Raw genomic sequence first — 13,259 nt, forward strand, 5'->3', positions numbered from 1 at the left:
AGATACGGCTTGATTAAAATTAAGATAATCCAGGCTTTCAAAAAATATGAATCATCCACTTTCAATAAACATACTTTACCACTATAATTAAAAGAGTCCGCCCTGCACAGGTCCTTTTACACGACCTAAATGCCTATAAGCTTCTTCGGTCACTTCTCTACCTCTAGGTGTACGCATTATAAAACCTTGTTGTATTAGGAATGGTTCATATACTTCCTCAATTGTTTCTGCACTCTCAGATACTGCAGTTGCAAGGGTTGTTATACCTACCGGTCCACCCTTGAACTTATCTATAATAGTCGCAAGTATTTTATTATCCATCTCATCAAGACCATGTGCATCTACGTTTAATGCCTCAAGACTATATTTTGCAATAGCAATATCTATACGCCCGTTACCCTTGATCTGAGCAAAATCACGCACACGTCTCAATAACGCATTTGCGATACGAGGAGTTCCTCTACTTCTTCCTGCAATCTCCACAGCAGCTTCCATAGAGATAGGCACTCCTAATATGCTAGAGCTACGCTCAACGATAGTAGTAAGCAGTTCTGTAGTGTAATATTGTAATCTGCTTGAGATACCAAAACGTGCGCGCATAGGTGCTGTAAGCAGTCCTGAACGCGTTGTTGCACCCACTAGTGTAAATGGAGCAAGATCAATCTGAACACTTCGAGCATTGGGACCTGTTTCAATCATGATATCGATACGATAATCCTCCATAGCTGAGTATAGATACTCTTCTACTATTGGACTCAATCTATGTATCTCATCAATAAAGAGGACATCTCTCTCATCGAGATTAGTAAGTAATCCCGCAAGATCTCCTGGCTTGTCAAGTACTGGACCTGATGTGATCTTAATATTTACATCAAGTTCATTGGCGAGAATATTTGCAAGTGTCGTTTTACCTAAACCTGGAGGACCATGAAACAATGTATGATCTAAAGCTTCTCCTCTTTGGTTTGCTGCTTGAACAAATATTTTCAAATTTTCTAGCACCTGATCTTGTCCCGCAAAATCATCAAAGGATAGCGGTCTCAATGCCTTTTCGACATCTACATCTTCTCTAGAAAAACCATCGTTTGTGGGGTCTAAATGTTCATTCATACGTAGCAGTGATTTCAATCAAAGATAAGGAATAGTGTTGGGTCATGATGAATTCCTAACAATGAGCACTCACAAAATTTTCCATTGCATAAGTACGCTTTCGCGAAAGCGTAACAACAAAAAACCCACTCATTTGAGTGGGTTTTTAATACTATATATTATAATCTAGTGATTCATTTCTTCTTCATTAGGCTGAAGAGGCATGGTCTGTGGGATAAAATCTTGACCAGGTATTACGTAATCTGAACCATCTTTATTCAATTTAGAATAATCATATGGCCAACGTTGTACTTCTGGAATTGCTCCAACCCAGTTACCGTGAATATGCTTATGCCCCGTAGTCCACTCTAATGTATTAGACTTCCAAGGGTTTTGCGCTCCTACTTTTCCATAGAACATAGAATGGATAAAGTTATATAAGAATACTAATTGTGCTCCTGCAGTTATGAATGCAAAAATACTTATAGCCTTGTTTACGTCTAGTAAATCATCAAAATATGGGAAGGCTGAGTTTGTATAATAACGTCTTGGAAGACCCGCCATTCCAATAAAATGCATAGGGAAGAAAATACCGTATGCTCCAATCACAGTGATCCAGAAGTGAACGTAACCTAAGTTTTTGTTCATCATCTTACCTTCAAACATTTTTGGGAACCAGTGGTACACTCCTGCAAATAATCCATAAAGGGCAGATATACCCATTACTAAGTGGAAGTGAGCAACTACGAAGTAAGTATCATGTACGTTAATATCTAATGTAGAATCTCCAAGGATAATTCCTGTAAGACCTCCAGATATAAATGTAGATACAAGACCTATAGAGAATAACATTCCAGGGTTGAACTGTAGGTTACCTTTCCATAAGGTCGTTATATAGTTAAAAGCTTTTACTGCGGACGGTATCGCAATAAGTAAAGTTGTAAATGTAAATACCGATCCTAAGAAAGGATTCATTCCCGAGATGAACATATGGTGACCCCATACTATAGTTGACAAGAATGCTATCGCAAGAATAGAAGCAATCATCGCACGGTAACCAAAAATAGGCTTACGTGAGTTAGTTGATATAATCTCAGATGATATTCCTAATGCTGGTAATAATACAATGTATACTTCTGGGTGACCTAAGAACCAGAAAAGGTGCTCAAATAATACAGGTGAACCTCCAGAATTATGTAATACTTCTCCACCGATATAGATGTCAGACAAGAAGAATGATGTACCAAAACTTCTATCCATGATAAGCATTAATGCCGCAGAAAGTAATACTGGGAATGAAACAACACCAATAATTGCTGTTACAAAGAATGCCCAAATGGTAAGAGGAAGCCTAGTCATAGACATACCCTTAGTACGTAAGTTTATTACAGTTACCACGTAGTTCAATGATCCTATTAGTGAAGAAGCAATGAAAATAGCCATTGAAACTAACCATAGTGTCATTCCCATACCTGAAGCAGGGATGCTATTAGGTAATGCTGATAATGGAGGGTAAATTGTCCATCCTGCAGCAGCTGGACCAGACTCTACAAAAAGAGAAAGAACCATGATTACTGAAGAAAGGAAAAATAACCAGTAAGATACCATGTTCAAGAATCCTGAAGCCATATCTCGAGCTCCAATTTGAAGTGGAATCAATAAGTTACTAAATGTACCACTCAAACCAGCGGTAAGTACAAAGAACACCATGATGGTTCCGTGTATCGTAATAAGTGCTAAATAAATATTTGGATCCATAACACCATCCTTACCCCAGTCTCCTAAGAGTACTTCGTAAATAGTGAACTGGTGATCTGGCCAAGCAAGTTGAAGACGGAATATCAATGACATCCCAATACCTATAATACCCATTATCAAACCAGTAATTAAGTACTGCTTTGAGATCATCTTATGATCTGTACTAAAGATATATTTTGTTACAAATGTTTGCTCGTGGTGGTGCTCGTGATCGTCATGACCATGATCTGCTGTTGGTGCGTGTGCTGCCATACCTTGATTCTTTAGTTAATTTTTCTTTTTCTTTTTTTTACTCTTGAGCCGTTGCTAAAGAACTACCAAATGTCTTTTGTTCTGCCATCCAAGCATCATACTCTTCTTGGGTTTCAACAACAATCTTCATCTGCATGTTATAATGCGAAGCTCCACAAATCTTATTACATAGCAAGTAATAGTCAAATTCGTCATAAGCATCTATTGGACCGTCTCCAGCTGCAATAGACTGTTTGTTTTTCTCTTTTCTAATATCCTTAATAGTCGCCATCTTATCCTTCATGTAATCCGTATCGCGTATTTCAGCAGTGGTTTTTGAAGGTGTGAATGAGAACTGAGTAATCATACCTGGCACTACATTCATTTGCGCTCTAAAGTGCGGCATATAAGCAGAGTGAAGTACATCTTGAGAACGTAACTTAAAAATCACTTGACGCCCTACAGGAAGGTGTAACTCAGTAGTGATCTTATCATCCATTGCATCTGCATCACTCTCATCTACTCCGACAGTATTTGCCCCTTCAATGAATCTTACGTTTGCATTACCTAAGATATTATCTTCTCCGGCATATCTAGCTTGCCATCCGAAACGTTTTGCATAAAGCTCCACTACGATAGCATCTTCATCCTCCTCAAAGTTCATAATATCTGACCAAGTAAAAAGACCATATATAATTAAACCTGCAAGAACGATTACTGGAATTATCGTCCAGATAAACTCTAATTTATCGTTATCTGCATAAAAAAGTGCCTTCTGCCCTTTCTTACCACTATACTTATAAGCAAAATAATGCAACAATGCTTGTGTTATAACCTGCACAAACATAATGAGTGCTAATGAGATAAATAACAAATTGTCATAATCTGCTCCATGTTCTGAAGACGCTTCTGGTAAATAAAATTTACTGTAATTAATAAAACAGTATGCCATTATAAAATAAAATACAACTGCAAACCATAGCATCAATTTACCATTGATACGATTGTCTTTGTCGTCAGCTACTTGAGCTGTTTCGCTATTAGTCTTCTTATTAAACTGTGATAGTTTAAAGATCTTCGACATTTGCCAAAGTGTGACTACAAATAGAATTACTACGATGAGTGCTAATAAACCTGTCATTGTTTTCTAACTTCTTTATATCAATATTCTAATAATGAAAGTGTTTACTTTCTTCAATAAGCGGATTGCGCTTAGGCTCTAATGGACGTTTTGTAAGCGACGTAAATACAATCAATACAAATAATCCAAAGAAGAACATAAGTGATCCTAACTCTACAAATCCAAATGACCAAGCTTGCCCAACTGTACCAGGCATAACCATGTTATATATATCCACATAGTGACCTAATAAGATAACGATACCAGCCATAACAACGAACCAGTTTACACGTTTGAAGTCACTGTTCATAAGTATTAATAATGGGAATAAGAAGTTCATTATAAGCATTCCGAAGAATGGTAAGTTATAATCTTCTATACGCTGTATGTAGTATGTTACTTCTTCTGGAATGTTTGAATACCAAATAAGCATGAACTGAGAGAACCATAAGTATGTCCAGAAAATACTAAATCCAAACATAAATTTAGCAAGGTCATGAATGTGACTATCATTTACGCTTTGTAAATAACCAGCACCTTTAAGTATCATAGTTATTAAAGCGATAGTCGTAATACCACAAACCATCATTCCTGCAAGTACATACCATCCAAATAGCGTACTAAACCAGTGTGGGTCTATAGACATAATCCAATCCCATGACATCATTGACTCAGTATATAAAAAGAATACTAAGAATGCCGCAGCAAGTTTAAATGACTTCTTATGTGATTTGTTATTTGTTGCTTCATCTTGCTCCTTAGAAAACTTTACAGCAAAGAATCTATATGCATTCCAACCTGCAATAAATATTACAGCTCTAATCAATAACCATGGAACATTTAACCAATCTGATTTACCAGCAATTAATTTATCATAGTTTTCACTAGTTGGATCTGTAATACCATCTGCCATCCAGTGGAAGATATGGTTGAAATGAAAACCAGAAAGAGCTAACAAAATCAACATGATAATACTTCCAGGTAACAAGTACCCAGTAATACCTTCCATCACTCTAAGCAATAAAGGAGACCATCCAGCTTGTGCTGCATATTGAACAGCGTAAAACGCTAGACATCCCAATGAAATCATAAAGAAAAAGAATGCCGCAACATATACTGCAGACCATGGCTTATTCTTATAACCGTCTAAAAGGTGTTGATTATGTTCAGCTTCGCTCATTGCATGACCTTCTTCAGCTTGATGACTAGCAACTGCATGATCATCACCGTGACCTTTTGCGGTAGCAATAGCTTCGTGTGTATCATGACCTTCACCAGATACTGCTGTATCATGACTCTCTCCGTGATCATCACCAGCGTGCATAGCTTCAATATCTGCTATTGACGAAGGCATATACATCGCATCTACTGCAAATAATAACGCCCCTACTACCATAAAAATGATAGCTGATAATTTTAAGTTCTTAGATAATGTGTACATATCTTAAATATCGGTTGTTCCGTTAATTAGTTTTATTCGTGACCTTGAGCATTCATTGGCTCTGATTCTGGACCAGGAATTGCATCTACTGCACCCTCGTTTAAATCAGTGTCAATTTTACCTTCAGTCATCTCAGAGATAATTTCAGAGGCTGTAAATTCCTTCTGTGGCTTACCATCTAACGCATCTTTAAGACCCATTACATAATGATCAACCATCCAAAGTTCATCTTCTGTCATTTGAGATGCATATGACCCCATAGAGTTGATACCATAGTACATTACGTGGTATACACTACCTTCAGTAACAGCTCTACCTGCATCGTTGTAAGCAGGCACTCCTAGGATTTTTTCGCGTTTAGCAAGATTCCCTTTACCGTCACCTTTAACACCGTGACAGATTGAACAATAAATATTATAAAGTTCGTTACCCTTTACATAATTGTCTTCTGTAAGAGGAAGTGGATTTTTCAAGTTCGCTTTCGCGGAAGCTTTACCTTCTGGAGTATTTTCAAAATCGTAAGGCATCCAACCTCTCATTACAGATCCCTCTGCTGGCTCTAGTGCTTCATAACCATCAGGAAAAACCTCGTACTTACCGTAAGTTTCATAACCTACAGACTCATACATATTAGGCATATACTGATAGTTAGGTTTATTATCATCTTGACAAGAGATTACACTTGCAAAGGCAATTAATAAAACAGCTATTTTAAATATATTCTTCATTGCGTTGGCTTATGCTTCGTTTGCAATTAAATTAATCTCTACGGCTCCTGTTGTAACTAAAAAGTTTGCGAGCTCTTCTCCATCCTTACCAGTTGCGTCAATCTCCATAAGGAAGTGATCATCTGTTGTACGTACATCTGGATTTTCAGCTTTCTTAAATGGCCATAATTTACTTCTTAAGTAAAAAGTAATTACCATTAAGTGAGCGGCAAAAAACACAGTAAGTTCAAACATGATAGGCACAAAAGCCGGCATGTTCTCTATGTAACTAAAAGAAGGCTTACCACCAATGTTCTGTGGCCAGTCCTCAATCATTATAAAGTTCATCATTAATGTCGCTACTGTAATCCCAACACACCCATAAAGGAATGCTGTGATAGCAAGACGAGTAGGTGCAAGGCCCATAGCCTTATCAAGTCCGTGTACAGGGAATGGCGTAAAGATATCATTGATATGAAGATGCTTCTTCTTTACCTCCTTGACAGCGTTCATAAGAACATCATCATCCGTGTATATTGCGTGTATAACTGTAGATGCCATACTTAATTATTTAAGATTGTTAGCTTGACCAGCCCAGTCATCGCGCTCTGCACGACCAGGAAATGATCCAGTTAGATTATCAAGTAACGTGTACTCATTAGAAGTCATTCTGCTTACCTGCTCATAAGTATAAATACCAAGAACATTAAGCTTCTCCTCCATTTTAGGTCCAATACCGTTAATCACTTTAAGATCGTCTGCTTTCTGTGTTGCAGCATCAAATGAACCTAGACGGTCAGTTAATGAATCAGCACCATGATTATCTTCTGCGATAACAGTTTCCCCTTTAGATAATTCCTGTGGCTTAGCAATGTATGCGCCGTCAAGATTAATTTTTACAGGTCCACCAGAAGTACGAGGATCTGCCCCTGTACCTACTAATGATTGTCCCGACTCGCGTAATTTCTTGTAACGCTCTCCAGAAGACTTCATGATTGTCTTTACTTCTGCTTGTGCAATCACTGGGAATGTACGAGCATATAATAAGAACAATACGAAGAAGAAACCTATAGTACCAATAAAGATACCTATATCTACAAATGTAGGTGAGAACATCGTCCATGATGATGGTAAGTAATCACGGTGAAGTGAAGTTACAATAATCACAAAACGCTCAAACCACATTCCTATGTTTACTACAATTGATATAATAAAAGAGAACATTATAGATCTTCTCAGTTTTGGGAACCACATAAATTGAGGAGAGAATACATTACATATCATCATACTCCAATATGCCCAAGCATAAGGTCCAGTTGCTCTGTTTAAGAATGCATACTGCTCATACTCTACACCAGAGTACCAAGCCATAAATAACTCAGTAATATAAGCAACACCTACTATAGAACCTGTAATCATAATTACAATGTTCATAAGCTCGATGTGCTGTACTGTTATATAGTTTTCTAAACTCACAACCTTACGCATTATAATAAGAAGTGTATTTACCATGGCAAAACCAGAGAATACAGCTCCCGCAACAAAGTAAGGAGGGAAAATAGTAGTGTGCCATCCCGGTATAACCGAAGTTGCAAAGTCAAAAGATACAATCGTGTGTACAGAAAGTACTAATGGTGTTGCAAGACCTGCAAGTACCAATGATACTTCTTCAAAACGCTGCCAATCTTTTGCTCTACCTGACCAACCGAAGGCTAGTAGACTGTAAATCTTCTTTTGGAAAGGCTTTACAGCTCTATCACGAATCATCGCAAAATCAGGAAGCAATCCAGTCCACCAGAATACTAGTGACACAGAAAGGTATGTAGAAATTGCAAATACATCCCAAAGTAGCGGTGAGTTAAAGTTAACCCATAGAGAACCAAATTGGTTAGGTATAGGTAACACCCAATACGCTAGCCATGGACGCCCCATGTGAATAATAGGAAACAAACCAGCTTGTACTACAGAGAAGATAGTCATCGCCTCTGCCGAACGGTTAATTGCCATACGCCACTTCTGACGGAATAATAATAGTACCGCAGATATCAATGTTCCTGCGTGCCCGATTCCTACCCACCATACAAAGTTGGTAATATCCCAAGCCCATCCTACGGTTTTGTTTAGACCCCAACTACCAATACCGTTTGTTACAGTATAGATAATACAGCCTATTCCCCATAAGAAAGCAACAAGTGCGATAGAGAATACGATCCACCATGATTTATTAGCTCGTCCTTCAACAGGAGCGACTATATCTAAAGTTACATCGTGATAAGTTTTATCTCCGGTAACTAGTGGTCTTCGTATAGGTGCTTCGTAATGCGCCATAATCCTATATAATTAGTCTTTAGATTAGTTGTTTTTATGCTTCTTCTGTATTACGTACCATTGTCTGGTAGAATACATTAGGTTTTGTTCCTACATGCTCAAGCAAGTGATACATACGATCATCTGTTCTAAGCGTTTCAATTTCACTCTCCTTATCGTTTATATCTCCAAAGGCAAGAGCTCCACTTGTACAAGCGTTAGAGCAAGCTGTAGCAAACTCTCCGTCTTTTACTTTACGTCCATCACGCTTTGCATCAAGAATAGTCTTCTGTGTCATTTGAATACACATAGAACATTTCTCCATAACTCCTCGTGAACGAACTGTTACATCTGGGTTAATTACCATACGACCAAGGTCGTTATTCATGTGGTAATCAAACTCATCATTCCCGTTATATAGGAACCAGTTAAAACGACGTACTTTATATGGACAGTTATTTGCACAATATCTTGTACCTACACAACGGTTGTACGTCATATGGTTTTGACCTTGCTTACCGTGTGCAGATGCTGCAACTGGACAAACTGTTTCACATGGTGCGTGGTTACAGTGCTGGCACATGATAGGCTGGAAAGCAACCTGCGGGTTTGCCGCTGGATCTTCTAGCTCACCAAATCCTCCAAGAGAACCTTTATCACCACCTAAACCACTAAAATCATTTTTCTTAGTATCATCAAGCTCAAACGTCTCCTCAGAAGAGTAATATCTATCAATACGCAACCAGTGCATATCGCGACTACGACGTATTTCTGACTTACCTACTACAGGAACATTGTTCTCAGCGTGACAAGCAATCACACAGGCACCACAACCGGTACATGCATTTAAGTCTATAGCAAGATTAAAGTGATGTCCAACAGAACGATCAAATTCATCCCAAAGATCAACTTCTGGTGAAGTTACTTCATATTCTATATGACCTTTACTCACTTCTGGCATTACATTCCAAGAGTGCTTGTCTTTTGTATTAAAGATCTCAAGTGTAGTTTCTTTTACGATATCCCCACGACCCATCAATGTATTGTGAAGTTGCACAGATGCAAATTCATGTACACCACCTACTTTTTCAATAGATACTTTTTGAGTTGTCTGGAAGTTCTGCATTAACGGGAATGCATTTACACCCGTTTGCATCTCCTCTTGAATTCCGTTTTTACGACCATACCCTACAGCAAGTCCCACAGATCCTTTAGCCTGACCTGGCTGAATCATTACAGGAACATTCTCTAAGGTAACACCGTTTACAGTAACATTTGCATAATGACCGTTAAGACCACCGTTTGCATTGTGACGTGCTTCTGTGAAGAATGTACTTCTATCAAACCACAATCCTTTCTCTTTGGCATCTGCCTCAGACATTGTCAAGTAGTTATCCCAAGTACAACGTGTTAACGGATCTGGCATCTCTTGCAACCATGGGTTGTTTGCCTGTGTACCGTCACCCATTGACGTCATTGTGTATAACGTCAATTCAAAATCACCAGTTCCTTCTTGTAATGTGCTCGATAATCCAGCATCTGAAGTGATTGATGTATTTGAAGGTGTCACCGCTTTCGCGAAAGCGTTAGTTTCAACAACACCAGCTTGAACAGACTTATTAAAAGGAAGTCCAGCCGAAGTCATTGTATCCTTAAGATACTCGTAATATGTTTTATCCTCACCCATCCAAGTCAACAAACTCTGTTGAAATTGACGTGTGTTGAAAATTTCTTTTATCGTAGGTTGCTGAAGGCTTACCTCTCCCATTTTGATTTGCACATCTCCCCAAGATTCTAGGTAATGTGGTACAGGAGCTATATGTGTAGATAAAGCTGCAGTCTCGTCTGCTCTTATAGAACAAGCGACAGAAACTTCTACCTTCTTAAGACCTTCTGTAAACTCTGTAGCATTAGGTAAACTATATACAGGGTTTACACCCGCCATAATAAGAGTTCCTACTTGCCCAGCATTCATATCTTTTACAAGCTGCATCATCTTGCGTGCATCTCCAGAGCGAGTCATCTTAGGCTTAGCAGTGTCCATTACAGACTTACCAGCGTTAAAATCAAGCGCTATTTTTTGAGTTACCACATCTTGCACTCCTGTTATAAGGAGTCCGTTATCTCCAGCCGCAAGTAATGCCTTACGAGCTTGAGCGACTTTTGCCTTTATTCCCTCTGGTAAACCAGATACAGAACCACCAGCAAGAGCTTGTACTATTAATTTTTGTTGCGATGGTGTAGATGGCACACGAACATCTGCATTTGCACCAGAAAGAGACATGTTTGCCTCAAACTGAAAATGCTTAGACATCTTTCCATTTTTAGGAACACGCTTCTTACCGTAAGCAGAATCATATCCACCACCATTCCAATCTCCTACAAAGTCTGCACCTACAGCAATTATAACATCTGCTTTAGCAAAGTCATAATCTGGTAATGCACGGAAACCGTATTTCATTTCAAAAGCATCCAAAGCAAATTGTTCTCCAGCAGCATCGTACGCTACGTGCGATACATTAGGAAACTTAGCTTTAAATTCTTCTATAAGTTTATCTGTAGAAGGACTTGCAAATGTTTGCGTAAGCAACACTGCTTTCCTCCCTCCTTCAAGCGCACCTACAACACCCTTATCTATATCTGACCAAGAAACCTCTTCACCAGCTGCAGTAGGGAATTGCGCACGATTAGTATCATACATTCCTAATACAGATGCATGAACACGAGCATTTGCTCCGAAACCACCTTTAGCAAGATCGTTATTCTCAATCTTGATAGGGCGACCTTCGCGTGTCTTTACAAGAACACTTGCAAAGTCAAAACCATCTGCAATTGTTGTTGCATAATAGTCTGCTACACCAGGAACTATTTGTTCTGGCTGCACTACGTAAGGAACAGATTTAATAACAGGACCTTCACAAGCTGCGAGGGAAGCTGCGGCAGTAGAGAAACCTACATACTTCAAAAAATCACGACGTGTTGTTTCTGAAGCCTCAAGCGTTTCCTTATCACCTAAAAATTCATCTGTCGGAATTTCTTGTACAAACTCATTCTGTCTTAGCGCCTCGATAGACGAGTCTCCTTGGAGCTCATCGACACTTTTCCAGTATTTCTTGTTTGATGACATATACTTAATTTATTAATTGTGATCTTCTTTAGATCGATAATTCGTTTTGGTTAACATACACACCGTATTAAGGCATGCTAGATACTATTCTAGTAGTGACACTTACCACATTCTAGACCACCCATTTGAGCAGCAGTCACTTTCTCAACACCATACTTCTTTGCAAGTTGCTCGTGAATCTCCGTGTAATACTCATTACCCTCAATTTTCACGTTAGTCTCACGGTGACAGTTAATACACCATCCCATTGTAAGAGGAGCATGCTGATACATAACCTCCATCTCTTCCACAGGACCGTGACACTTCTGACACTCAATACCTGCCACACTTACGTGCTGAGAGTGATTAAAGTATGCGAAATCTGGAAGATTATGAATACGAACCCACTCTACCGCCTGAGTTTCCCCAGTGTAAGATTGTGTTGACTCATCCCAACCTACAGCCTTATAAAGCTTTTGGATTTCTTTATCGTAAAATTCTTTTGAGTAATCCTCAGTAACAGATGTAAACTCAGACTCAGGCCCAGCAACTTCTGCAATAGACTTGTGACAGTTCATACATACATTTAACGAAGGTATTCCCGAGTGCTTAGACACACGCGCAGATGAGTGACAATACTTACACTCAATAGCATTTTCACCAGCGTGAATTCTGTGTGAATAATGAATAGGCTGCACTGGCATATAACCCTGATCAACCCCTATTTGAGACATCCATCCATATGCAAAATATGCACTACCCAATAAAAGGAAGATTACAGAAACAAGTACTAAGAATTGATTTTCAACAAATGCTTTCCAGATAGGCTTACGCTTCTCTTCTGCCTTCAATTCAATTCCTTGAGCCGAAGCAAACTTATTAAGCGTGTTGTTTACTAAAAACAATACCGCAACAAGAAGCAACAGTACAAATCCAAGAATTGCAAGAATCAAGTTGTTTGAAACTCCACCACCTTGATTTCCATCCGCACCCCCTACTGGAGCAACTCCAACTGGCGCTTCTGGTTTTGGCGTATCCGTGTAAGCAAGGATGTTATCTATATCTGCATTAGACAATGCAGGAAAAGAGTTCATCACTTTATTACCGTTTTCCTCATACACTTTTACCGCAAGTGCATCACCAGACTTGATAAGCCCTTGACTATTCTTAATCCACTTATACAACCACTCACGGTCATACTTCTCAGAAACCTGATGAAGTAATGGACCCGTCATAGGCTTATACAGTTTATGACAAGCAGCACAATTTGCCTTGAATAAAGCTTCACCAGCCTTAGCATCAGCAACAGGCGCGTCTTGCGCAAAAAGAGAACTAGAAAGTGTAAGAATCACCACCACGGCTAGGGTAAGGACTCTTGAGAATGAATTTTGGCGTTTAACCTGTATCATATTAATATTGAATTAGCTTCAAAAAGATGGCACGATTTTTAGACAAATAAGATTGTTAAGAGCCTGTTAATCTCGCACGCAAAATGGTTAG

General features: G+C 38.8%; 9 protein-coding genes. All 9 read right to left on the reverse strand.

The annotated features are described in order from the left end of the window. Window positions 1-87: 87 nt before the first annotated feature. Window positions 88-1,110: a Holliday junction branch migration DNA helicase RuvB gene (ruvB, locus tag ACJJVW_RS05085; RefSeq protein WP_298329362.1), complete on the reverse strand. Its 1,023-nt coding sequence runs from the start codon at window positions 1,108-1,110 to the stop codon at window positions 88-90. 165 nt (window positions 1,111-1,275) lie between these two features. Further along, complete coding sequence (locus ACJJVW_RS05090; protein ID WP_405222419.1) at window positions 1,276-3,099, reverse strand: cbb3-type cytochrome c oxidase subunit I; 1,824 nt, start codon at window positions 3,097-3,099, stop codon at window positions 1,276-1,278. Window positions 3,100-3,136: 37 nt separating this feature from the next. Further along, the gene (locus tag ACJJVW_RS05095) at window positions 3,137-4,219 is read right to left on the reverse strand and encodes a cytochrome c oxidase subunit II (protein ID WP_405250958.1); all 1,083 of its coding nucleotides are present in this window, start codon (window positions 4,217-4,219) and stop codon (window positions 3,137-3,139) included. Window positions 4,220-4,247: 28 nt separating this feature from the next. Further along, window positions 4,248-5,639, reverse strand: a complete 1,392-nt coding sequence (locus ACJJVW_RS05100) for a quinol:cytochrome C oxidoreductase (protein WP_405250959.1) — start codon at window positions 5,637-5,639, stop codon at window positions 4,248-4,250. 32 nt (window positions 5,640-5,671) lie between these two features. Further along, the gene (locus tag ACJJVW_RS05105; RefSeq protein ID WP_298329375.1) at window positions 5,672-6,367 is read right to left on the reverse strand and encodes a cytochrome c; all 696 of its coding nucleotides are present in this window, start codon (window positions 6,365-6,367) and stop codon (window positions 5,672-5,674) included. 9 nt (window positions 6,368-6,376) lie between these two features. Then, window positions 6,377-6,907, reverse strand: coding sequence for a DUF3341 domain-containing protein (locus ACJJVW_RS05110; RefSeq protein WP_298329377.1), 531 nt, complete (start codon window positions 6,905-6,907; stop codon window positions 6,377-6,379). A gap of 6 nt (window positions 6,908-6,913) precedes the next feature. Beyond that, complete coding sequence (nrfD, locus tag ACJJVW_RS05115) at window positions 6,914-8,677, reverse strand: NrfD/PsrC family molybdoenzyme membrane anchor subunit (protein ID WP_298329785.1); 1,764 nt, start codon at window positions 8,675-8,677, stop codon at window positions 6,914-6,916. Between the two features lie 31 nt (window positions 8,678-8,708). Next, window positions 8,709-11,780, reverse strand: a complete 3,072-nt coding sequence (locus tag ACJJVW_RS05120) for a TAT-variant-translocated molybdopterin oxidoreductase (protein ID WP_405250960.1) — start codon at window positions 11,778-11,780, stop codon at window positions 8,709-8,711. 89 nt (window positions 11,781-11,869) lie between these two features. Continuing rightward, entirely contained in the window at window positions 11,870-13,168 is a 1,299-nt protein-coding gene (locus ACJJVW_RS05125; RefSeq protein WP_405250961.1) for a c-type cytochrome, read from the reverse strand. Window positions 13,169-13,259: the final 91 nt, after the last annotated feature.

The sequence above is a fragment of the Dokdonia sp. Asnod3-C12 genome (genome assembly GCF_045063975.1).
Classification (GTDB): domain Bacteria; phylum Bacteroidota; class Bacteroidia; order Flavobacteriales; family Flavobacteriaceae; genus Dokdonia.

Excerpts from the sequence above, each read along its gene's own strand:
- ruvB (WP_298329362.1), bottom strand. The coding sequence starts at position 1,110 with ATGAATGAACATTTAGACCCCACAAACGATGGTTTTTCTAGAGAAGAT.
- ACJJVW_RS05090 (WP_405222419.1), bottom strand. The coding sequence starts at position 3,099 with ATGGCAGCACACGCACCAACAGCAGATCATGGTCATGACGATCACGAG.
- ACJJVW_RS05095 (WP_405250958.1), bottom strand. The coding sequence starts at position 4,219 with ATGACAGGTTTATTAGCACTCATCGTAGTAATTCTATTTGTAGTCACA.
- ACJJVW_RS05100 (WP_405250959.1), bottom strand. The coding sequence starts at position 5,639 with ATGTACACATTATCTAAGAACTTAAAATTATCAGCTATCATTTTTATG.
- ACJJVW_RS05105 (WP_298329375.1), bottom strand. The coding sequence starts at position 6,367 with ATGAAGAATATATTTAAAATAGCTGTTTTATTAATTGCCTTTGCAAGT.
- ACJJVW_RS05110 (WP_298329377.1), bottom strand. The coding sequence starts at position 6,907 with ATGGCATCTACAGTTATACACGCAATATACACGGATGATGATGTTCTT.
- ACJJVW_RS05120 (WP_405250960.1), bottom strand. The coding sequence starts at position 11,780 with ATGTCATCAAACAAGAAATACTGGAAAAGTGTCGATGAGCTCCAAGGA.
- ACJJVW_RS05125 (WP_405250961.1), bottom strand. The coding sequence starts at position 13,168 with ATGATACAGGTTAAACGCCAAAATTCATTCTCAAGAGTCCTTACCCTA.